Source organism: Rhodococcus daqingensis (genome assembly GCF_042665615.1).
Lineage (GTDB): Bacteria > Actinomycetota > Actinomycetes > Mycobacteriales > Mycobacteriaceae > Rhodococcus_G > Rhodococcus_G daqingensis.
Genome location: NZ_JBHTCS010000017.1, coordinates 326,270 through 351,318, shown reverse-complemented (window position 1 = coordinate 351,318; position 25,049 = coordinate 326,270). Strand labels below are relative to the sequence as shown.

Annotated in this window: 5 protein-coding genes; 4 read left to right on the top strand and 1 reads right to left on the bottom strand. The window is 71.7% G+C overall.

Annotated features, from left to right (window positions below; translation table 11 throughout):
• Positions 1 to 46: 46 nt before the first annotated feature.
• Positions 47 to 1,867 carry a hydroxysqualene dehydroxylase gene (locus ACFQS9_RS15715; RefSeq protein WP_378406224.1) on the bottom strand — a complete coding sequence of 607 codons (1,821 nt, stop codon included), beginning with the start codon at positions 1,865 to 1,867 and terminating at the stop codon, positions 47 to 49.
• A 162-nt stretch (positions 1,868 to 2,029) separates the two neighbouring features.
• Between ACFQS9_RS15715 and ACFQS9_RS15710 the strand changes: the two genes are divergently transcribed.
• The 4 genes from ACFQS9_RS15710 (at position 2,030) to ACFQS9_RS15695 (ending at position 25,022) form a co-directional block, all read left to right on the top strand.
• Positions 2,030 to 2,797: a phosphoglyceromutase gene (locus ACFQS9_RS15710; RefSeq protein WP_378406534.1), complete on the top strand. Its 768-nt coding sequence runs from the start codon at positions 2,030 to 2,032 to the stop codon at positions 2,795 to 2,797.
• 173 nt (positions 2,798 to 2,970) lie between these two features.
• Positions 2,971 to 4,281: a sensor histidine kinase gene (locus ACFQS9_RS15705; protein WP_378406223.1), complete on the top strand. Its 1,311-nt coding sequence runs from the start codon at positions 2,971 to 2,973 to the stop codon at positions 4,279 to 4,281.
• A complete protein-coding gene (locus ACFQS9_RS15700) occupies positions 4,278 to 4,967 on the top strand; it encodes a response regulator transcription factor (RefSeq protein WP_027500771.1) in 690 nt (229 codons plus the stop codon). Before ACFQS9_RS15705 ends, ACFQS9_RS15700 begins: the two co-directional genes overlap by 4 nt.
• A 228-nt stretch (positions 4,968 to 5,195) precedes the next feature.
• Positions 5,196 to 25,022 carry a non-ribosomal peptide synthase/polyketide synthase gene (locus tag ACFQS9_RS15695; protein ID WP_378406221.1) on the top strand — a complete coding sequence of 6,609 codons (19,827 nt, stop codon included), beginning with the start codon at positions 5,196 to 5,198 and terminating at the stop codon, positions 25,020 to 25,022.
• Positions 25,023 to 25,049 lie beyond the last annotated feature (27 nt).

Below are 25,049 nucleotides of genomic sequence, written 5' to 3'. Positions count from 1 at the left end.
ACCCAGTTTGCGCGCGCGGCCGCCGGCGTCCGGGCGAATCGGCGCACTAGAGATCGAGGATGTGCGGGAGCCCCGCGGCGTATCGGTCGGCGTCGATCCTGCGCATTGGGCCCAGTTCCGCGGGTTCGTGCAGCCGGAACACGTCGCACGGGCGGGCGGGCGAATCGGCCGCCTCCAGGAGCGCGTTCACGGCAGCGCGGGCGGACTCGTTCGCCGATTCCATCGTCGCGAGGTCGATGTCCGTCCGGACGTAGTCGCCTGCGAGGAACAGGTTCGGGATCCCCGTGCGGGCATCGGGACGGTTGGCCCGCGACCCGACCGTGTTGATCAACAGGGGAGTGGCGTTGGTGTTGGCCTGCCGCTCGGGGTCCCAGGAGACGCCAGGGTCGAGGAACCAGGACGCGAGGTCCTCGTCACGCAACACCGGCGCGCCGCCATCGCCGAGGAGCGAGTTCATCTGAGCCCAGGTCTCCCTCGCGATCTCGTCTCGGGTGCACTGCTTCGCGGGCTTGCCGTAGAGGATGCCGGGGGTCTCCCAGTCCGAGATGTCCACCGACAGGCAGTCCGCCACCGTGCCGTCGCCGTACCGATCGGCGAAATCGCCGCGCCAGAACTGAGCTTGGCTGATCGAGGTGAGGGCCCACGGGGAACCCAGGTACGCGACGTGGCCGTTCGCGATCGGGATCCGGCGGCGCAGGAAGTACTGGATGCCGACCATCCAATCGACCGACAGCCGACGCATCAGTTCCAGCCGCGGATCGGCGTCGAGCACCTCCGGAGTCCACAGCGCCGTCGCGCGCTCCACCGGCATCGCCGCGACGAACCAGTCCGCCTCGACGCCGGAGCGGGCGCCCGCGGCATCGCGAAGACGGGCGGCGGTGATCCGGCCGCCGTTCAACTCGAGGGATTCGGCAGCCTGACCCATCTCGAACCGGACCCCGAGGGCGCGCAGGTGGTCGACCCACGGGTCTATCCAGGCCTCGTTGGTCGGTGCGTTGAGGAGCCGGTCCAGGTGCCCGTATTCGGGAACCATCCCGGCCGCGTTCAGGACGAAGGCCTGACCGATGATGCCGATCGTGCGGGTCGACACGGTGGCGGGCCTGGCGGCCACGAGCTGCCGGGTGAGAGCGGACACCAACACATTTCGGTAGGCCTCGGATTTGCCGTCGACCTCGAGGGTCTGCGACCAGGTGCGGTGTTCCCACTCCCCGTCGCGACGCTCGAGGCTGCTGGTGAGGAACAGGACGAGCTGGGTGAGGAACACGTTCATCTCGTGTGGCGGGATGGAGCCGCCGAGGTCGAACATCGCGGCCAGGGACGCGCGCAGCGTGGTCGCGTCGTACAGGTCCAGCCGGGGCGCCGTGGATGCAGGCGCTGTCAGGTCTGGCCCGTCCGGTCTCGCGAGGAGAAACCCGGACCCGGCGACCAGGTTGTCGAGCACGCCGTTCGGGTTGCCGGGGAACGGAATTCGTCTCATCGTTTCCGGGATGTGTTGGTAGAAGCCGGGGAAGAAGCGGAATCCGTGCTCGCCCGGCAGATCCCTGCGCCCGCCCGTCGCGGTGCCGGGGGAGGGGATGCTGCGGGCCTTGCCGCCGAGCGCGGTCGGCTCGTAGACCGTGACGGCGAACCCGCGTTCGATCAGTTCGTGTGCGGCGGTCAGGCCCGCCATGCCGCCGCCGAGCACGGCGACCGTCTTGCCGGCGGCGCGCAGCATCGGGGTTCGTCGGCCGGGCGCGGCTGCGGGCGTCGAGGCTCCCGCGGTCCCGCGGCCGGTGGCGGACAGCAGCCCGGCGGCGCCGAGCCCCGTCAACATCGCGCGGCGGGTGATCCCCGGTCGACCGTCGGCGTCAATCTCGGCATCACGCATTGGACCCCCATCCAATGTGGGCATCGAGAGGGATGCCCGCCTCACGATCACATATATTACATATTTGATCGTGATGGCCGGCACGTTTCGGGATCGGCGCCGATCACACCCCGCGGCCGGGCGTCACGACCGGAACGCGGGCGGCTGGCGGCTCATGCCAGGATTGTGGGTATGAGTACCGGAACCCTTGTGCTGCTCCGCCACGGCGAGAGCGAATGGAACGCCATGAACCTGTTCACCGGCTGGGTGGACGTGCCGCTCTCCGACAAGGGAATCGGGGAGGGCAAGCGAGCCGGCAAGCTCCTCAAGGAGCACAACCTGCTGCCCGACGTGCTGTACACCTCGGTACTCCGCCGGGCGATCAGCACCGCGAACATCGCCCTCGACGAGGCGGACCGGCACTGGATCCCGGTCGTGCGGGACTGGCGCCTCAACGAGCGGCACTACGGCGCGCTGCAGGGCAAGAACAAGGCGCAGACCAAGGCCGAGTACGGCGACGAGCAGTTCATGCTCTGGCGTCGCAGCTACGACACCCCGCCGCCGCCGATCGACGCCGGCAGTGAGTACAGCCAGGACGCCGACCCGCGTTACGCGGACCTTGCGGACGTTCCGCTGACCGAATGCCTGCTCGACGTGGTCAAGAGGCTCATCCCGTACTGGGAGGAGACGATCTCCGCGGACCTCAAGGCGGGCAAGACGGTCCTGATCACCGCGCACGGCAACTCGCTGCGCGCCCTGGTCAAGCACCTCGACGGCATCTCCGACGAGGACATCGCCGGGCTGAACATCCCGACCGGCATCCCGCTGCGCTACGACCTCGAGGTCGCGGCGGACGGCAGCCTCACCCCGCTCAACCGGGGCGGCACCTACCTCGACCCGGAGGCCGCCGCCGCGGGCGCCGCCGCCGTCGCCAGCCAGGGCGCGAAGTAGCGGTTTCGATGTCGGCCCGGGACCTCGTCGTCACGATGACGGGGACCCGGGCCGACGCGGCCACCCAAACGCCGGGTGAACAGCCGGAGAACGGGGCGCCGCGGGGCCATGACGTGCGGTGAAATGCCTCCACCCTGCGCCCTGCGGGCTTTACGCGTCCGTACGATTGCGCTGTGAGTGTTGTTCAGGCTGTGCTCCTGGCCGTGGTCGCCGCCCTGGGCGGATACCTGGTCGGCGGGGTGCTGATCCCGTTCCTGAAGAACCGATATTCCCGGCGTGAGGCCGAACAGGCCGGCCTGACCATGTCCCAGGTCCTCGACCTCATCGTGCTGGCATCGCACAGCGGGATCGCCGTGGTCGACCGATTCCACGACGTCGTGCTGTTCAATCCGCGCGCCGAGGAACTGGGCCTGGTCCGCAATCGCACCGTCGAGGAACGCGCCTGGCAGGCCGCGAACCGGGTGCTCACGACCGGGGTGCCGGTCGAGATGGACCTCAGCATCAAGAACCCGGCCCGCGGTCGCAACAAGATCGCGGTGCGCGGGGTCGCCAGGCTGCTCAGCGAGCAGGACCGGCGCTTCGTCGTGCTGTTCGCGGACGACGACTCCGAGCAGGTCCGGATGGAGGCCACCCGCCGCGACTTCGTCGCGAACGTGAGCCACGAACTCAAGACCCCGGTCGGCGCGATGGGACTGCTGGCCGAGGCGCTCCTCGAGTCCGCCGACGACCCGGAATCCGTGCGGCACTTCGGCGAGCGGGTGCTCAGTGAGTCGAAGCGGCTGGGGAACATGGTCAGCGAACTCATCGCGCTCTCCCGCCTGCAGGGAGCGGAGAAGCTGCCCGACCTCGAGGTGGTCGACGTGGACGAGGTGGTCGAGGAGGCCATGCGCCGTTCGCGACTCACCGCCGAGGCGGCAGGCATCACGGTCACCGCCGACCGGCCGAGCGGACTCGAGGTGCTGGGCGACCGGACCCTGCTCATCACCGCGCTGTCGAACCTGGTGGAGAACGCGATCGCGTACTCGCCGCAGGGATCGCCGGTGTCGGTGAGCCGGTCCCGGCGCGGGGACAAGGTCGCCATCGCCGTCACCGACCGGGGGATCGGCATCGCGAGCGAGGACCAGGAGCGGGTGTTCGAGCGCTTCTTCCGGGTCGACAAGGCGCGGTCCCGGTCCACCGGCGGCACCGGCCTCGGCCTCGCGATCGCGAAGCACGTCGCGGCGAACCACAACGGCTCCATCACGCTGTGGAGCAAGGTCGGCACCGGGTCCACCTTCACGCTGCACATCCCGGCACACGAAGAACTGTCCGATGACGCACCCGCGAGGAGCGCGATCTCGGGTCCCGGGGTCCAGCTCAGGTCCGCGCCCGTCGCGGACGCACCCCCCGCTGCGGACGAGGCGTCCGCAGCGAACAAGACCGCATCGATCGATCACGAAGTGACGCAGCACGAGGCTGCGCCGAGTCTGGAGGCAAACCGGTGACGAATGTGTTGATCGTGGAGGACGAGGAGTCGTTGGCCGACCCGCTCGCGTTCCTGCTCCGCAAGGAGGGGTTCGAGGCGACGGTGGTGGGGGACGGACCGTCCGCCCTCGCCGAGTTCGACCGGTCCGGCGCGGACATCGTCCTGCTCGACCTGATGCTCCCCGGGATGAGCGGCACCGACGTGTGCAAGCAACTCCGAGCGCGCTCCGGCGTTCCGGTGATCATGGTCACCGCCCGTGACAGCGAGATCGACAAGGTCGTCGGCCTGGAACTGGGCGCCGACGACTACGTCACCAAGCCCTACTCGGCGCGCGAACTGATCGCCCGGATCCGCGCAGTGCTGCGGCGCGGCGCCGACAACGACTCCGACGACTCGGCCGACGACGGCGTGCTCGAGGCGGGCCCGGTGCGGATGGACGTCGAGCGCCACATCGTCCAGGTCAACGGCGACACGGTCATGCTCCCGCTCAAGGAGTTCGACTTGCTCGAGTACCTGCTGCGCAACTCCGGCCGGGTGCTCACCCGCGGCCAGCTCATCGACCGGGTGTGGGGCGCGGACTATGTCGGCGACACCAAGACCCTCGACGTGCACGTCAAGCGCCTGCGGTCGAAGATCGAGGCCGATCCGGCCAAGCCGGAGCATCTGGTCACCGTGCGCGGGCTGGGATACAAGCTGGAGGGCTGACGCCGCTGCGCCGGAGGACACCGGGGCGAGTTGACTCCACCAACTGGTTATGTAACCCTACCCTTAGCCAGTGGACCGTTGACTGGTGTTGGAGCAGTGAATGTCGGACCCGGGTCTGTTGTCAGACCTGGCCGACGCCGTGGGGGTTGCTGTCTCGACAGTGTTGTTCGCCCTGCGTGGTGGTTCGCGTTCGTGACGTGAGCACGCGCGCCCCACGAAGGATCTGCATTGGAACCGGCCGAGTTCGTCGCTGCCCCCCGTGTCCGTTTTGAGGGCAATGACGGAATTGTCGGAACGTTCAGTCCGTTTCCGCTCTCACCCGCTCAGCGCGGCATGTGGTTCGCGCAGCACCTGGCGCCGGATGTGCCGCTCACCATCGCCCAGTACGTGGAGGTGGACGGTGAGCTGGACGTCGACGCGCTCCTTCGGGTCAGCCGGGTCGCAGCGCGCGAGTTCGGGACCGGGATGCTCCGTGTCCTCGAGGTCGATGGGGAGCCGCACCAGGTGGTGGACCACACCCTCGGCGACGACGTCGACCACCTCGATCTCTCCACGGCGGCGGACCCCGAGTTGGCCGCCCGCGAGTGGATGCGTGCGGAGTACGCGGCACCGCTGAACCTGCTCACCGACCGGCTCATCCGGGCCGCCGTGCTCCGGGTCGGGGAGGATCGTCACTTCTGGTATTGCCGGATCCACCACGTCGCCCTCGACGGCTTCGGGGCGATGACGTTCATGAACCGGGCCGCCGAGCTGTACACGGCCGACGTCGCCGGAGCCGACCCCGCTCGATCCCTGGCCGGCGACCTGCTGTCCGTGAACGAGGAAGAGGTCCGCTACCGCGACTCCGCCCGGTTCCGCTCGGACCGGGAGTACTGGATCGGGAAGGCGGCCGGCCTCCCGCCCGCGATCAGCCTCGCGGGCGGGACCGCGCCCGCGGCCGCGCTGGCCGTGGTCGCGGGCGGGGAGCTGACGGACCGGTTGCACGCATCCGCGCAGCACCGCGGCCCGGACTTCACGCCGACCGTGGTGGCCGCGATGGCCGCCTACCTGTCCCGCATGACCGGTGCCGACGACGTGGTGCTCAGCCTGCCGGTGTCCGCGCGCACCAGCGCGGTGCTGCGCCGATCCGGTGGCATGGTCTCCAATGTCGTTCCGCTCCGGGTGTCGATCACCCCGAGGACCACCATCGGTGAGCTGGTCGCGGCGATGCGGCTGGAGCTGACCGGGGCGCTGCGACATCAGCGGTACCGGCACGAGGACCTGCGTCGCGACCTCGGCTCTGCGGGCGAGCGGGGGTTCTTCGGGCCCGCGGTCAACATCATGAACTTCCACTCCGAGATCGCGCTCGGCCGCGCGACCGGACGCTTCCACGTGCTGTCCACCGGGCCCGTCCCGGACCTCTCGGTGAACATCTACCCGGCCGTGGCCGGGCGCAGCACCCGCATCGATTTCGAGGCCAACCCGAACCTGTACGGCGAGGACGAACTCGACCGGCACCGTGACCGGTTCCTCGACCTGCTCGAGCGGCTGCTCGCCGCCGATCCCGCGACCCGCGTGTTCGACCTCGACGTCCTGACGGTGGGAGAGCGCACCGAGCTGGTGCCTGCCCGCGGGCCGGGCGCTCAGGCCCCGGCGCTGCTCCCCGAGCTGTTCGCGGCCGGGGTCGCCGCGAACCCGGACGGTCCTGCGCTGTTGGCAGGCACCGGGACCGTCACCTACCGGGAGCTCGACGCGTGGTCGAACCGGTTGGCGCACACCCTGATCCGTCGCGGGGCCGGACCGGGCCGGTTCGTGGCAGTGGCGCTCGCGAGGTCCGTCGAGTCGGTGGTCGCGGCATGGGCGGTCGCCCGCTCCGGGGCCGCGCTGGTGCCGGTCGATCCCGCCTACCCGGCGGACCGGATCACCCACATGGTCACCGATTCCGGTGCCGCACTGGGGATCACCGATCGCGGCCACCGCGCCGCGCTGCCCGACGCCGTCGACTGGGCCGTCCTCGATGACCCGGGGTTCGAGGCGGAGTGTGAGGCGGCCTCACCGGCCCCGGTGACCGAGCGCACCGGGCCGCTGGACCAGAGACATCCGGCGTACATGATCTACACGTCCGGCTCGACCGGGTTGCCGAAGGGCGTGGTCGTCACCCACGAGGGGCTGGCCGGCTTCACCGCCACCGCCCGGCCCGAGCTGGGCACCACCTCGGCGTCGCGGGTGTTGCGGTTCTCCTCGGCGAGCTTCGACGCCTCGATGTTCGAGATGGTGCAGGCCTTCAGCGCGGGTGCCGCGATGGTGATCGCGCCGCCGGGCATCTACGGCGGCGCCGACCTCACGGCCCTGCTGCGCGAGCAGCGGGTCACCCATGTGATCTGTGCCCCGGCCCTTCTCAGCACCGTGGACGCCACCGAGCTGGACGCGCTCGAGGCCGTCGTCGTCGGCGGCGACGTGTGCCCGCCCGAGCTGGTGGAGCGGTTCGGCGAGCGCTGCCGATTCCTCAACAGCTACGGGCCCACCGAGTCGACGATCGTCATCACCATCACCGAGGCGCTGCGGGACCCCCGCGCCATCACCATCGGCCGGCCCATCCAGGGCGCCCGCGCCCTGGTGCTGGACCGCTGGCTGCGACCCGTCCCACCCGGCGCCGAGGGCGAGTTGTACCTGGGCGGGCCCGGGCTGGCCCGCGGCTACCACCAGCGGGCCGGGCTCACCGCCGCCCGCTTCGTCGCAGACCCGTTCGGGGGCCCCGGCGACCGTCTGTACCGCACCGGAGACATCGTGCGGTGGCGCCCGCGCGAGGGCGGGCCGGTGCTGGAGTACGTGGGGCGCAGCGACTTCCAGGTCCAGATGCGCGGATTCCGGGTGGAGTTGGGCGAGGTCGACACGGTGCTCTCGGCTCACGAGTCGGTGGACTTCGCGGTCACCACCCTGCACCGGAGCGAGCCGGACCGCGCGGTGCTCGTGTCGTATGTGCGGATCCGCGCCGGACACGACCTGGACGTCGAGGCGCTGACCGCGCACGCGGCCGGGTTCCTGCCCGCGCACATGGTGCCTGCCATGGTGACGGGCCTCGACGCGATCCCGATGACCCCGGCCGGCAAGGTGGACCGCCGGGCGCTGCCGGCGCCGGTGTTCGACTCGGCCCCCCATGTCGAACCCCGTTCGGCTGCAGAACAACTCGTGTCCACTGCGGTCGCCGACGTGCTCGGCGTCGAGCGGGTGGGCGCACTCGACGACTTCTTCGCACTCGGTGGCACCTCGCTCTCCGCGACGCGGGTGATCGGCCGGATCAACGAGACCGCGGGCACCGCGCTCGCCGTGCGGACGTTGTTCGAGGCGCCGACCGTCGCGGCGCTCGCCGCCGAGCTCGAGTCGGCCGAACGCACCGAGCGGCCCGCCCTGACGGCGGGGCCTCGCCCGGAACGGATCCCCCTCTCGCCCGCGCAGGCGCGGATGTGGATCCTCAACAGGTACGACCCGGAGTCCGTGGCGTACAACATCCCGCTGGTGCTCCGGCTGACCGGCGCGCTCGATGCAGGCGCGCTCGGCGCCGCGGTCCGCGACGTCCTGGAGCGGCACGAGGCGCTGCGCACCGTGTTCCCCGAGGACGCCGACGGCCCCCACCAGCGGGTGCTCCCCGCGGACGCGGCGCCGCTGGACCTGACGCCCTCCGCCGTCGCCGACGAGGCCGGGATTCGCGCGGCCGTGCTGGCGGAGCTGTCCGGCGGATTCGACGTCACCACCTCGATCCCGCTGCGCGGCAGCCTGTTCCGTCTGTCGGACACGGAGCACATGCTTGCCGTCGTGGTGCACCACATCGCCGCGGACGGCGCGTCCATGGCACCGCTGGCCCGCGACCTGGTCGCCGCCTACACCGCGCGGGCCGCGGGATCGGCGCCCCGCTGGGAGCCGCTGCCGGTGCAGTACCCCGACTACAGCCTCCGGCAGCATCGGCTGCTCGGCGACGAGGCGGACCCCACCTCCCGCGCCGGGGAACAGGCGCGCTATTGGCGGGACCGGCTCGCCGGCGCGCCGGAGCTGCTCGAACTGCCCACCGACCGCCGCAGGCCGGCGGTGGCGTCGCTGCGCGGCGACACCACCGCGCCGCCGCTGGACGCCGAGCTCGTGGCGTCGCTCGCGGCCCTCGGCCGCGAGCGCGGGGCCACCCTCTTCATGGTGGTCCACGCGGCGTTGGCCGTGCTGCTGGCGCGGCTCGGCGCCACCGACGACGTGGTGGTCGGCACCCCGATCGCCGGCCGCGGGGAGCGGGCCCTCGACGATCTGGTCGGGATGTTCGTCGGCACCCTCGCCCTGCGCGTCCCGGTCGACCCCGGCCGCGGCTTCGACGATCTGCTCGGCCGGGTGCGCGAGGGTGACCTGGCCGCCTACGAGAACGCCGATCTGCCCTTCGAGCGGCTGATCGACCTGCTGCAACCGGTCCGGTCCCAGGCGTACGCCCCGATCTTCCAGGTGGCCTTGTCTCAGGAGCAAGACGGACTCACCGAGCTGGCTCTGCCGGGATTGGCCATCGCGGCAGAGGATCTCGGGATCGTTCCGGCAAAGTTCGACCTCCAGCTGACGCTGCGTGCGGAGGTGGGGTCCGAACTGCCGACCGCGATCGTGTGGACCTACGCCACCGATCTGTTCGATCGAGAAACCGTGAACGGCTTCGCCGTGATGCTCGGCCGCATCCTGCGCGCCGTCGCTGCCGACCCGTCCGCAGTGGTCGGCGACATCGACCTGCTCGGTGACACCGCGGCGGCCGGGGCGGCGGCGCTGTCGGGTCCGCGGGCAGCGGCCGTGCGGACCCTGCCGGAGATCGTGACCGCGGGCGTCGGCCGGGGCACGACCGCCCTGGTCTCCGCGGCGGGGGAGATGACCTACGCCGAGCTGGACTCCCGCTCGAATCGGCTGGGGCGGGCTCTGATCGCCCTCGGTGCGGGCCCCGAGTCCGTGGTCGCGATCGCCCTGCCGCGCACCGCCGACGCGGTCGTCGCGATGTGGGCGGTGGCGAAGACCGGTGCCGCCTTCGTGCCCGTCGACCCCACCTACCCGGCCGAGCGGATCGAGCACATGCTCACCGATTCCGGTGCCGCACTGGGGCTGACCGATACGACCACCGCCGCCGGTCTGCCCGATTCCGCGCACTGGGTGCTGGTCACCGGCGGGTCGGGGGAGTCGGACGCACCGATCGCCGATGCCGACCGGCTCCGGCCGCTGCGCGCCGCGCATCCCGCGTACCTGATCTACACGTCGGGGTCCACGGGAATGCCGAAGGGCGTCACCGTGACCCACGCTGGCCTGGCGGCGTTCACCGCGGATGCCCGGCCGGAGCTGGGCACCACCTCGTCCTCGCGGGTGCTGCGGCTGTCCTCGGCCAGCTTCGACGCGTCCCTGTTCGAGATGATCCAGGCGTTCAGTGCCGGCGCGACCATGGTGATCGTTCCGCCCGAGGTGACGGGCGGCGACGAGCTCACCGAGCTGATGCGCGCACAGCGGGTGAGCCACGTGCTCACCGCGCCTGCCGCGATGACCACCGTGGACCCGTCGGTGCTCCCGGACCTGCGGACCGTCGTGGTCGGTGGCGAGGTGTGCCCGCCGCAGCTCGTCGAGCGGTTCGGTCCCGGGCGCCGGTTCGTCAACAGCTACGGCCCCACGGAGACCACCATCGTCGTCACGATGGGACCCGCGCTGTCCCCCGGCGACCAGATCTCCATCGGCACGCCGCTCGACGGTGCCCAGGCCCTGGTGCTGGACCCGCGTCTGCGGCCGGTGCCGGCCGGTGTCACTGGAGAGCTGTACCTGTCGGGCCCCGGGCTGGCGCGCGGCTATCACGGCCGCCCCGCGCTGACCGCCGAACGTTTCGTCGCGCACCCGGCGCTCGCGGGCGAGCGCCTCTACCGCACCGGAGACCTCGTGCGGCTGACGGCGGGCGAGCTGCACTACGTCGGCAGGGCCGACGCGCAGGTGAAGCTGCGCGGCCTGCGGATCGAACCGGGCGAGGTCGAGGCCGCGCTCTCCCGGCATCCCGGGGTGCGGGTGGCGGCGGCGACCGTGCACCGGCACCCGACGCTCGGCGAGCAGCTAGTCGGCTACGTCGTCCCGGTCGACGGTGGGGTGCCCGACGCGGCCGAGATCCTCGTTGCGGCGTCGGAGGTGCTCCCGCGCGCACTGGTCCCGGCCGCGCTGGTGTCCATCGAGCGCCTGCCGCTGACCCCGGCGGGCAAGGTGGACCGGAAGTCGCTGCCCGCACCCACCTTCGAGTCCCGAGCCGACTACCGCGCGCCGTCCACCGAGGCGGAACTCGTGGTGGCCCGGGTGATCGCCGAGGTGCTCGAGGCCGAGAGGGTCGGCGCCGACGACAGCTTCTTCGAGCTCGGCGGCAACTCGCTGTCGGCGACCCGGGTGATCGCGCGGCTGCGCGAGCACGGCGCCGCGTCGCTCGGTGTGCGCGCGCTGTTCGATGCGCCCACCGTCGCAGGACTGGCGGCCGCCCTCGACGCGGCGACCGCGGAGCCCGGTGCGGCCGAACCGGTCCTGCGGGCCCGCCCGCGCCCCGAGCGGATCCCGTTGTCGCCGGCGCAGAACCGGATGTGGTTCCTCAACCGATTCGACACCGCGTCGGCGGCGGACAACCTGCCGTTGGCGGTTCGCCTGTCCGGCGCCCTGGATGCCGCCGCGCTGGAGGCGGCGGTCCGCGACGTCCTCGAGCGGCACGAGTCGCTGCGCACCCGGTACCCCGATTCCGGGTCCGGACCACACCAGGAGATCCTGCCCGCCGCGTCGATCGACCTCGACCTGTCACCGGTAGCGGTGACGGAACAGCAGGTGCTGCAGCGGATCCTGGCGCTCGCATCCGAGGGATTCGATGTCGCCGTGGAGGCGCCGCTGCGGGCCGCTCTGTTCGTCGTCGGACCGGACGAGCACGTCCTGACGGTTGTCGTCCACCACATCGCGGCCGACGGATTCTCGCTCGCACCACTGGTCAGGGACGTGATGGTCGCGTACGCGGCCAGGTCGGGGGGTGCCGCGCCGCAGTGGCCGCCGCTCGCGGTCCAGTACGCCGACTACAGCCTCTGGCAACGAGAGCTGCTCGGCGACGAGAGCGATCCCGGCTCGGAGATCAGCCGGCACATCGACTACTGGCGGGCCGAGCTCGACGACCTGCCCGACCTGCTCGCGCTGCCCGCCGACCGCCCACGGCCGTCGCGCCAGTCCTACCGCGGCAGCGAGTTCCACTTCTCGGTCGCCGCCGACACCCACCGGCGGCTGCAGGAGCTGGCGACCGCGCGCGGCGCGAGCCTGTTCATGGCGACACACGCCGCCTTCGCGCTGCTGCTCGGACGGCTCTCGAACAGTGCCGACATCGCGATCGGTTCGCCCATCGCGGGTCGGGGCGAGGCGTCGCTGGACGAGGTCGTCGGCATGTTGGTCAACACCTTGGTCCTGCGGACCCGCATCGACGGGGACGAGAGCTTCGAGGAGCTGCTCGGCCGCACGCGCGAGTCCGACCTCGGGGCGTTCTCGCACGCGAACCTGCCCTTCGAGCGGCTGGTGGAGGTACTCGATCCGAACCGATCGACCGCCAGGCATCCGCTCTTCCAGGTGGCGCTGTCCTTCCAGAACCTCACGCCGACCAGCTTCACCCTGCCCGGGCTCGAGGTCGCCCAGGTCGAAGCGGATCTGCAGGCGGCGATGTTCGATCTGCACCTGACGATGACGGAGCGGCCCGAGGGCGGAATCGCCGCATCGCTGACGTACGCGACGGATCTGTTCGACGAGTCGACCGTCGCGGGGTTTGCGGCGCGGTTCCTTCGGGTGCTGGAGACGGTGTCGTCGGATCCGACCGTCGTGGTCGGCGACGTCGACGTGCTCGGCGACCTGGAGTGGCGTGAGCTGGTCGAGGCACGGAATCTGACCGGGCACGACGTTGCGGACGAGTTGTTGCTGGACGGGTTCGGTGCCCGGGCGGCGGCGACTCCGGACGCGGTTGCGTTGGTGTTCGAGGGCGAATCGCTGACGTATGCGGAGTTCTCGGCTCGGGTGAACCGATTGGCCCGGTTCCTGATCGGCGAGGGTGTGGGCCCGGAGTCGTTGGTGGCCTTGGGGATGCGCCGTTCACTCGATCTGGTGGTCGGGATGTACGCGGTGCTGGCCGCCGGCGGCGGCTACGTGCCGGTCGACCCCGATCATCCGGCCGAGCGGATCGGGTACATCCTGGATGCGGCCGATCCGGTGTGCGTGCTGTCCACCGAGCGAGACGGTTTCGAGGTGGTGGGGGAGAGGTCTGTCTTCCGGATCGACACCCTCGATCTGGCCGGGTTCGACGCCTCTCCTCTCGCTGATTCGGAGCGGCGAGCGGCCGTGCTCCCTGATGACGTCGCGTATGTGATCTTCACGTCGGGTTCGACGGGTAGGCCGAAGGGCGTCGCGGTCTCGCATCGGGCGATCGTGAACCAGATCGCCTGGATGTCGGACGAGTACGGTCTCGATGCGTCGGACGTGTACTTGCAGAAGACCGCAACGACGTTCGACGTCTCGTTGTGGGGGTATTTCCTGCCGCTGCGGGCCGGCGCGACACTCGTACTCGCGACCGCGGACGGGCACCGGGACCCGGCCTACCTTGCCGGCGTCATCCGGGAGCGAGGTGTGACGGTCACGGACTTCGTGCCGTCGATGCTGTCGGTCTTCACCGCGGCCGTTTCCCGTGCGGACCTCGCGTCGCTGCGGCACGTGTTCGTGATCGGTGAGGCGTTGCCCGCGGCCACCGTGGACGACTTCGCCCGTGTCTCGGGTGGGCGGGTGCACAACCTGTACGGACCGACCGAGGCGGCGGTGTCGATCACCTACGCCGACGTCACCGGGACCGCTGCGGGTGGTTCGGTGTCGATCGGTGTGCCGGAGTGGAACTCGCGGGTCTACGTGCTGGATTCGCGGCTGCACCCGGTCCCCGCGGGTGTGTCGGGCGAGCTCTACCTGGCGGGCGTGCAGTTGGCCCGCGGCTACGTCGGTCGGCTGGATCTGACGAGTGACCGTTTCGTGGCCGACCCGTTCTCCACGTCCGGTGAGCGGATGTACCGCACCGGGGACCTGGTGCGCTGGAGCGGTGACGGTGGCCTCGAGTACATCGGTCGCACCGACTTCCAGGTGAAGTTCCGTGGTCAGCGGATCGAGTTGGGCGAGATCGAGACGGCGCTGCAGTCGCACGAGGGTGTGCTCGGTGCCGCGGTCCTGGTCGTCCCGACGGCCACGGGGGATCGGCTGGTCGCATACGTGGTCCCCGCGCCGGGCGCGGTTCTCGATGCCGGGGACCTGAAGGCTCATGCCTCCGCCTCGCTGCCGAGCTACATGCTGCCCGAGGCGATCCTGGTGCTCGGCGAGTTCCCGCTGAACACCTCCGGCAAGCTGGACCGGAAGGCGTTGCCCGCGTCGGTGTTCGAGGCGAAGGTGTTCCGTGCTCCGTCCACTCCGACCGAACGGGTCGTGGCGGCGGTGTTCGCGGAGATCCTCGGCGCCCCGCGGGTCGGTGCCGACGACGACTTCTTCGCGCTCGGCGGCAACTCGCTGGTCGCGACGCAGGTGGCGGCACGACTGTCCCGGGCGCTGGATGTGCCGGTGCCGGTGCGCGAGCTGTTCGAGGCCCCCACCGTCGAGGCACTGGCCGCCCGCCTCGCCGCAGGCGCCGGAACCGGAGCCAGGCCCGCGCTGGTCGCGGGGCCTCGCCCGGACCGGATCCCGCTGTCGCAGGCGCAGTCCCGGATGTGGTTCCTCAACCGGTTCGCCCCCGAATCGTCGGCGTACCACATCCCGGTGGTCCTGCGGCTGTCCGGTGAACTCGACGTGGCCGCGCTGCAGGCCGCGGTCGGCGACGTGGTGGCCCGGCACGAGGTGCTGCGCACCGTCTATCCCGAGCACGACGGGTCCGGCCACCAGGTGGTGCTCGCCGCCCCGGCGGGCGCCGTCGACCTGACCCCGGTGGCCGTCGCGGCGCACGAGCTGGCCGAGGCGGTCCGTGCGCTGGTGCGCACCCCGTTCGACGTGACCGCCGAGGTGCCGCTGCGGGCGCGGCTGCTGCGCGTGACGGAGGACGGTGCGGCGACTCCTTCGGTGTCCTCTGGTCGCTCCGCGGGCTCCGCTCCCGTGTCCTCTGGTCGCTCCGCAGGCTCCGCTCCTGTCGACCACGTGCTCGTCGTCGTGGTGCACCACATCGCCGCCGACGGCTTCTCCACAGGACCCCTGGTCCGGGACGTGGCGCTGGCCTACGCCTCCCGCACCAACGGCAGCGCACCGTCCTGGGCGCCGCTGCCCGTGCAGTACGCCGACTTCGCGCTGTGGCGCTCGGCGGTGCTCGGCTCCGAGTCCGATTCGGACAGCGTGATCTCGCGGCAACTCGACCACTGGCGCGCCGCGCTCGCGGACCTGCCCGACGTGCTCGAGCTGCCGCTGGACCGGCCGCGGCCCGCGGTGGCGTCGAACCGCGGCGCCACCCACACCCTCGCGCTCGGGGCGCCGCTGCACCGGGCGATCGAGGAACTCGCCCAGGCACACGGCGCCACCGCGTTCATGGTCGTGCACGCGGCCCTTGCGGCCCTGCTGGCACGGTTCTCGGGCACCGAGGACATCGTGATCGGCACCCCGATCGCCGGCCGCGGTGAGGCCGAACTCGACGACCTGATCGGCATGTTCGTCGGCACCCTGGTGCTGCGCACGCGGGTCGACCCCGACTCCGGGTTCGCGGAGCTGCTGGGCCGGGTACGCGAGAACGACCTGGCCGCCTTCGACAACGCGGACGTGCCGTTCGAGCGGATTGTCGAGGTGCTCGATCCGGTTCGCTCACAGTCGTATTCACCGCTGTTCCAGGTGAGCCTCGCCTTCCAGAACATGGTCCACCCGGACCTCGAACTCGGCGACCTCCGGATCGCGCCGGTCGACCTGTCGATCGACACGACACAGTTCGACCTCGACGTCGTGTGCGTGGACGCCCGCGACGAGGCCGGTCGGCCCGCGGGCCTCGAGGTGCACCTGACCTACGCGACGGACCTGTTCGACGCCGCCACCGCCGCGCGGCTGGGCGACGGGTTCGTGGTCCTGCTCGCCGCCGCGGTGGCGAACCCGCGCACCGCCGTCGGCGACCTCGACGTCGAGGACCCCGCCACCCGCACAGCCGCCGACGAATCCTGGAACGCCACGGCGCGGCCCGCCGCGCCCGCGACCCTCGCGGACCTGCTCGCCGACGGTGCCGCCGACAGTCCCGAGTCGACGGCGGTGGTGTTCGAGGACGAGCGGCTCTCGTACCGCGAGTTCGACGCCAGGGTCAGCCGGCTGGCCCGGCACCTGATCGAGCGGGGGGTTGGCCCGGACGTGCTGGTGGGCCTCGCCACCGAGCGGTCGGTGGCGATGCTGACCGCGATGCACGCCATCGTGCGGGCCGGCGGCGCGTACGTGCCGATCGACCCCGAGCACCCGACCGACCGGATCTCCTACGTGCTGGAGTCGGCCGCGCCCGCGCTGGTGCTCACCGACAGCAGGCACCGGTACGTGCTGCCCGAGACCGTCGAGTGCCTGCTGCTCGACGAGCTGGAACTTGACTCCCACGACGACGGGCCGATTACCGACGACGAGCGGTCCGCATCGCTGCGGCCGGAGCACATCGCGTACGTGATCTACACGTCCGGTTCGACGGGACGCCCGAAGGGTGTAGCCGTGTCGCACGCGGCGATCGTGAACCAGTTGCGTTGGCTCGCCGACGAATACGATGTGGACGCCGCGGACCGGATCATGCAGCGGGCCCCGTTCACCTTCGATGTGTCGGTATGGGAGTGCTTCCTGCCGCTGACCGTCGGCGCCCGGCTGGTGATCACCCGGCCGGGTGGGCACCGGGAGCTGGACTACCTGGCTTCGATCATGCGCGAGCACCGGATCACGGTCGCCGAGTTCGTGCCCTCGGTGTTGGCGGCGCTGATCGCCGAGGGCGAGGGCGGCGCGCTGGCCTCGCTGCGACACCTGTTCGCGGGTGGCGAGGAGCTCACCCCGGAACTGGCCGCACAGTTGCGTGAGTGCACCGCGGGCGCGGTCCACAACACCTACGGCCCCACCGAGGCTGCGATCACCACCACGTTCCACCAGATCACCGGTCCGGTCGCGGGTTCCGTGCCGATCGGGCGACCGGTGTGGAACACCAGCGCCCACGTGCTCGACGCGCGGCTGCGGCCGGTGCCGGTCGGCGTCCCCGGTGAGCTGTACCTGGCCGGGCACCAGCTGGCCCGCGGCTACCACGGCCGTGTCGACCTGACCGCGGACCGCTTCGTGGCCAACCCGTTCGAGGGTGGTGCCCGGATGTACCGCACCGGCGACCTGGTCAAGCGCGGTCCGGACGGGAGCCTGATCTACCTGGGTCGCACCGACTTCCAGGTGAAGATCCGTGGGCTGCGGATCGAACTCGGCGAGATCGAGTCGGCGCTCGCCGCGCAGCCCGGGGTCGCCCAGTCCGCGGTGTCGGCCGTGGAGGACCGGCTGATCGGGTACGTCGTCGGGACGGGCGCGCAGCCCGATCCGTCCGTGCTGAGGGCGGCGCTCGCCGTGAGGCTGCCCGGGTACATGGTGCCGGCCACCATCCTTGTGCTGGACGAGTTCCCGCTGGGCACTGCCGGCAAGCTCGACCGGAAGGCGCTGCCGCGGCCGGAGTTCGAGGCCGCGGAGTTCCGGGCCCCGACCACCGAGTCCGAGATCCTGGTCGCCGCGGTGTTCGGGGACGTGCTCGGTACCGACCCGGTCGGCGCGGACGACAGCTTCTTCGACCTCGGTGGCAACTCGCTGTCCGCGACCCGGGTGATCGGGCGGGTCAACGCGGCGACGGGCGCCACCCTGGCCCTGCGCACCGTGTTCGAGGCCCCGACGGTAGCCGCGCTCGCCGCGGCGGTCGAGGCGGCCAGGCGCACCGACCGCCCCGCATTGGTGGCGGCGCCGCGCCCCGACCGGATCCCGTTGTCGTTGGCCCAGACCAGGATGTGGTTCCTCAACCGGTTCGACCCCGAATCGCCTGCCTACACCATCCCGCTCGCGATCCGGCTCGAGGGCAGCCTCGACGTCGATGCCCTGACCGCCGCGGTGCGTGACGTGCTCGAGCGGCACGAGTCGCTGCGCACGGTCTACCCCGACGACGGGGACGGACCCGTCCAGGTGGTGCTGCCCGCCGACCGGGTGGAGCTCGACCTGAACCCGGCGGAGATCGCCGGGCCGGACCTGCCCGAACGTGTGCGGGCGATCCTCGGCCGCGGCTTCGACGTGGCGGCCGAGGTCCCGATCCGGGGCGCGCTGCTACGGCCGGCCAGGGCGGAGGACTCGGAGCACTCCGCTCCGCAGCACGTGCTCGTCCTCGCCGTGCACCACATCAGCGGCGACGGGGTGTCGATGGGTCCGCTGGCCAGGGACGTGATGGCGGCGTACATCGCCCGTGCGGCTGGGCAGGCACCCGCGTGGGCGCCGCTGCCCGTGCAGTACGCGGACTTCGCGATCTGGCAGCGCGCGCTGCTCGGCGAGGAGTCGGACCCGGGCTCGATGGCGGCCTCGCAGATCGCGTTCTGGAAGCGGACGCTGGCCGGGCTGCCGGACCTGCTGGAGCTGCCGACCGACCGGCCGCGACCCGTGATCGCCTCGCACCGCGGCGATTCCGTGGAGTTCGAGATCGACGCCGAGGTGCTCGCAACCGTCCGGGATCTCGCCCGCGCGCACGGCGCATCGGTGTTCATGGTGTTGCACGCGGCGTTCGCGGTGCTGCTGGCCCGGCTGTCCGGGGGCGAGGACATCGCCGTCGGCACTCCCGTCGGTGGCCGCGGTGAGGCAGCCCTGGACGAGTTGGTCGGCATGTTCGTCGGCACCGTGGTGCTGCGTGCCCGGGTCGATCGGTCGGAGCGGTTCGTGGACCTGCTGGGCCGGATCCGCGAGGGCGACCTCGCGGCGCTCGGGAACACCGACATCCCGTTCGAGCGGCTCGTCGAGGTGCTCGCGCCTGCCCGCGCGCAGTCGCACTCGCCGCTGTTCCAGGTGGCCCTGGCCTACGAGCACCGCGAGGACACCACCTTCGAGCTGCCAGGCCTCACGGTCGGGGCGTACCCGTTCCGGGCCGAGGTCGCCCACTTCGACCTGGCCCTCACCCTGACCGAGGTCGAGGACCCGGACGGCGGGCTGTCCGGATCGCTGCGCTTCGCGACCGACCTGTTCGACGCATCGACGGCGGCAGACCTGGCCGCCCGGTTCGTCCGGGTGCTGTCGTCGGCCGTGGCCGAGCCCGGCACCGTGGTGGGCGAACTGGAACTGCTCGCCCCGGACGAGCGCGCCCGGCTGACCCCGGTGTGCGGCCTGCCGGCCGTGCGACCGCGTCGACTGGCCGATCTCATCGCGGATGCGGTCGCCGCGAATCCCGAGGGCACGGCGCTGCTCTGGCGCGAGCGGTCCTGGACCTACCGGGAGGCCGACGAGTGGTCGGAACGGCTGGCGCGGGTGCTGGCCGGGCGGGGAGTGGGGCCGGAGGACTTCGTGGCGCTGGCGCTGACGCGGTCGGCGGAGTCGGTGCTGGCGGTGTGGGCGGTCGCGAAGACGGGTGCGGCGTTCGTGCCGGTGGATCCGACCTATCCGGCCGAGCGGATCGAGCACATGCTCGCCGATTCCGGTGCGGTGCTGGGCATCACCACCGCAGCCGACGGCACTGACCTGCCCGCCGGCCTCGACTGGGTGCTACTCGACGAGACCGCCCCGGGGGCCGCGGCACGATTCGACGCGGTCGACCTCGTCGAGGCTTCGCTCGCGAACCCGGCGTACATGATCTACACGTCGGGTTCGACGGGGAAGCCGAAGGGTGTGGTGGTGACCCACGCCGGTCTGGCGAACCTGGCGGCGGAGCGGCGTGAGCACTATCGGGTGACGGCGGATTCGCGGTTCCTGCACAACACCTCGCCGAGCTTCGACATGGCGGTGGGCGAGATGATCTCGGCGCTGTCGGCGTCCGCGACCCTGGTCATCGCCCCGCCGGCCAGCCCGGTCGACGAGGTCGCGGAGCTGATGCGGGCCCGGCGGGTCACCCATGCCCTGATCACGCCGGCGATGCTGGCATCGATGGATCCGCGGGGTCTCGAGGACCTGGCAGTGCTCGGCGTGGGCGGCGAGGCCGTCGGTGCCGAACTGGTCGCCCGGTGGCAGCCGGGCCGGACCATGCTCAACGGGTATGGCCCGACGGAGGCGACGGACATCTCGACGGTCGCGGACCTGATCGCAGGCAGGCCGGTCACGATCGGTGTCCCGGTGCGCGGCTTCGAGGCCCTGGTGCTGGACGCGCGGCTGCGTCCGGTGCCGGTGGGGGTGTCCGGCGAGCTCTACGTGGCCGGTCCCGCGCTGGCCCGCGGCTATCACGGCCGGCACGGCCTGACCGCCGAGCGGTTCGTGGCGAATCCCTATGGTGCGCCGGGCGATCGGATGTACCGCACCGGTGACGTGGTGCGCTGGATCGGCAGCGGAGCGTCGCGGTCCTCGGGGGACAGGCTCGAACTCGAGTACCACGGTCGCAGCGACCACCAGGTCAAGATCCGGGGGCACCGCATCGAACTCGGCGAGATCGACGCGGTGCTGGTCGCGCAGGACGGCATCGACTTCGCCGTCACCCTCGGGCGGGTGACGCCTGCCGGCGACACCGCCCTGGTCTCCTACCTGGTTCCGCAACCGGGCCAGGCGCCGGCGGCGGTGGAGGTGACCGCCCGGCTCGCCGAGTCGCTGCCGCGGTACATGGTGCCGTCGGCGGTCGTGGTGATCGACGCGCTGCCGTTGACGCCGACCGGGAAGCTGGACGAGAAGGCGCTGCCGACACCGGAGTTCGCGTCCCACACCCCCGAGTACCGCGAGCCGGGCACCGCGGCGGAGCGGGTGGTGGCCGGGGTGTTCGCCGAGGTGCTCGGCGTGGAGCGGGTGGGAGCCGACGACGACTTCTTCGACCTCGGCGGCAACTCGCTGTCCGCGACGCGGATCGTCGCCCGGATCGGCGCCGACGCCGGGGTGGCACTGGCGGTGCGGGCGCTGTTCGACGCGCCCACCGTGGCGGGCCTGGCCGCGGCGCTCGAGTCGACGCGCCGGATCGACCGCCCGGCGCTGATGCCGGTCGCACGTCCCGGCCGGATCCCGTTGTCGCTGGCACAGACCCGGATGTGGGTGCTCAACCAGCTGGCTCCCGAGTCGGTGGCCTACAACATCCCGCTGGCGATCCGCCTCGACGGCGCCCTGGACGTCGACGCGTTGGGCGCGGCGGTGCGTGACGTGCTCGAGCGGCACGAGTCGCTGCGCACGGTCTACCCCGACGACGGGGACGGTCCGGTGCAGGTGGTGCTCCCGGCCGATGCCGTCGAACTCGACCTCACCCCCGTCGGCGTCGACTCCGAGTCGCTGCGCGCGGTGGTCCTGCGGACCATGGCCGAGGGATTCGACGTGAGCGCAGCCGTGCCGCTGCGGGGGCGCCTCCTGCGCGTGCGGGACGACGAGCACGCGTTGGTGATCGTGGTCCACCACATCGCGGGAGACGGCATCTCGATGGGTCCGCTGGCCCGGGACGTGATGGCGGCCTATGTCGCCCGCGCGGCGGGGCAGGCACCCGCGTGGGCCTCGCTGCCGGTGCAGTACGCGGACTTCGCGATCTGGCAGCGCGCCGCCCTCGGCGAGGAATCGGATCCGGACTCGGTGGCCGCGCGGCAGATCGGGTTCTGGAAGCGGACGCTGGCCGGGCTGCCGGACCTGCTGGAGCTGCCGACCGACCGGCCGCGGCCCGCGATCGCCTCGCACCGCGGCGACTCCGTGCGCTTCGAGCTGGACCCCGGCACCGTCGCGGCGGTGGCGACGCTGGCGCGCGCGCACGGCGCGACCTCGTTCATGGTGTTGCACGCCGCGTTCGCGGTCCTGCTCGCCCGGCTGTCCGGCACCGAGGACATCGCGGTGGGCACACCGATCAGCGGTCGTGGGGAGGCCGCGCTCGACGACCTCGTCGGCATGTTCGTCGGCACCCTCGTGCTGCGTGCCCGGGTCGACCCCGCGGAGAGCTTCGCGACGATGCTGGGCCGGGTCCGGGAGGACGACCTCGCGGCGCTCGGGAACACCGACGTCCCGTTCGAGCGACTCGTCGACGTGCTCGCCCCGGTGCGGACGCAGGCGCACTCGCCGTTGTTCCAGGTTGCGTTCGCGGTCGAGCACCGCGGTGAGACCGCCTTCGAGCTACCGGGACTGACCGTGTCCGCGTTGCCGTTCGAGGCGCACGCCGCCCAGTTCGACCTCGCGCTCACCCTCGCGGAGGGCGCGGAGGGCGAGGCCATGACCGGCGGCCTCACCTATGCCACGGACCTGTTCGACCGCGCCACGGTGGTGGCGATGGCGGATCGGTTCGTCCGGGTGCTCACCGCGGCGCTCGACCGGCCGCAGACCCCGGTCGGCGACCTCGACGTGCTCGATGCCGCCGAAGCCGTCGCGCTCGCGCCGGTGCGCGGGCTCCCCACGGTCCCCGCCGTCACGCTGGCCGGGCTGGTGGAATCCGCGGTGCGGGCGAACCCGGACGGGATCGCGATCAGTTGGGAGGGCCGCGGGTACAGCTACCGGGAGGCCGACGCGTGGTCGGACCGGTTGGCGCGGGTGCTGGCCGGGCGGGGAGTGGGGCCGGAGGACTTCGTGGCGCTGGCGCTGACGCGGTCGGCGGAGTCGGTGCTGGCGGTGTGGGCGGTCGCGAAGACGGGTGCGGCGTTCGTGCCGGTGGATCCGACGTACCCGGCCGAGCGGATCGAGCACATGGTGTCGGATTCCGGTGCGGTGCTGGGCATCACGCGGTCCGGTGAGGGCGAGGGCCTGCCGGGCTCGGTGGCCTGGCTGACGTTGGACGAGCTGGATCTGGACGCGGAATCGGCCGCACCGTTCTCGCCGGCGGTGGCGGTGCGATCCGAGAATCCGGCGTACATGATCTACACGTCGGGTTCGACGGGGAAGCCGAAGGGCGTGGTGGTGACCCACGCCGGCCTGGCGAACCTGGCGGCGGAGCGGCGTGAGCACTATCGGGTGACGGCGGATTCGCGGTTCCTGCACAACACCTCGCCGAGCTTCGACATGGCGGTGGGCGAGATGATCTCGGCGCTGTCGGCGTCGGCCACGCTGGTCATCACCCCGCCGTCGATCCTCGGGGGCGAGGACCTGTCGAACCTCATGCGCGAGCGCGGGGTCAGCCACGCGCTGATCACGCCGGCGATGCTCTCGTCGATGGACCCCGCCGGGCTCACGGACCTGAGGGTGCTCGGTGTCGGTGGCGAGGCGTGCAACGCGGAGCTGGTGGCGCGGTGGCAGCCGGGCCGGAACATGCTCAACGGGTATGGACCCACCGAGGCGACCGACATCTCCACCGTCGGCGACCTCGAGACCGGGCGTGCGGTCACGATCGGTGTCCCGGTGCGCGGCTTCGAGGTGATGGTGCTGGACGCGCGGCTGCGTCCGGTGCCGGTGGGGGTGTCCGGCGAGCTCTACGTGGCCGGGCCCGCGCTGGCCCGCGGCTATCACGGCAGGCACGCGCTGACCGCCGAGCGGTTCGTCGCGAATCCCCATGGCGCGCCGGGCGATCGGATGTACCGCACCGGTGACGTGGTGCGCTGGACCGGTGCCGGGGAACTCGAGTACAGCGGGCGCAGCGACCACCAGGTCAAGATCCGGGGGCATCGCATCGAGCTCGGCGAGATCGACGCGGCGATGCAGGATCACCCGGACGTCGAGTTCGCGGTCACCCTGGGCCGCCGGATGCCGAACGGGGATGCGGCACTCGTGTCCTACCTGGTCGCGCGGGACGGTGCGGAGCTGAGTCCCGACCGGGTCGCCGCGTTCGTCTCGGAGTTCCTGCCCCGGCACATGGTGCCCGCGGCGATCGTCGAGATCGAGGCGGTCCCGTTGACGCCGACCGGGAAGCTGGACGAGAAGGCGCTGCCGACACCGGAATTCGCGTCCCGGACGGTGCGGTACCGGGAGCCGGGCAGCCCGACCGAGCGGGCGGTCGCCGAGGCGTTCGCCGCGGTGCTCGGTGCGGACCGGGTGGGCGCGGACGACGACTTCTTCGACCTCGGTGGCAACTCGCTGTCGGCGATGCGGGTGCTCACGCACCTGCGGTCGGCGCTGGCGGCTCCGGTGTCGCTGCAGTGGCTGCTGGTCGATCCGACCCCGGCCTCGATCGCGGCACGGATCGACGCGTCGGACGGGCAGGTGGGCGACTCGGGTCTCGACATCGTGTTCCCGATTCGGGAGACGGGCGAGTCCGAGCCGGTGTTCTTCGTCCACCCGATCGTCGGGTTGTCCTGGTGCTATACGGGATTCGCCGCGCACGTGGGTGCCGATCGCCCGCTGTACGGCCTGCAGGTGCCGGGTCTGCTGAGGGAGGAGGCGGAGCCGGCGTCGATCGACGAGCTCGCCGCCCGCTATCTCCAGGAGATACAGCGGATCCAGCCGCAGGGCCCCTATCATCTCGTCGGCTGGTCGCTCGGCGGGGTGATCGCCCAGGCGATGGCCGTCGAGCTGCAGACGGCGGGGGAGCGGGTGGGCTCGCTGGTGCTGCTCGACAGCTACGCGATTCCGGTGGACGAGCCGGGCGACCCGATCCGTCCGGACGACCTGCTCGCCGGGCTCGGGATCGCGGCCGACGATCTCGGTGACCTCCATGCCGACCTGCTCGACCCCGTGACGGTCCTCGACCTCGTCGACGACGGCTCGTTCCCCGGACTGACCCGGGAGCACGCGCGCCGGCTGTTCGCCGCGGCCGAACGCAACGACGCGCTGATGGGCCGTCACCGTCCGGGTGTGTTCGACGGCGATGTGTTGGTGTTCACCGCCGCGGCGGATCCGGCGGGTGCCGCCGACTCCTGGCGCCCGTTCGTCACGGGCGAGATCGACGAGCACCCGGTCGAGGCCACGCACTGGCAGATGACCTCCCCGTCGGCGATCGAGGTGATCGGGCCGGTGCTCGGCGACCACCTCGACGACGACCTCAGGCAGACCAAGCGATCGGAGATCGACCGGTGAGATTGCGGAATGCGGTGGCGGGCCTGG

Coding starts and splice junctions, on each gene's coding strand:
- ACFQS9_RS15715 (WP_378406224.1), bottom strand. CDS start 1,867: ATGCGTGATGCCGAGATTGACGCCGACGGTCGACCGGGGATCACCCGC.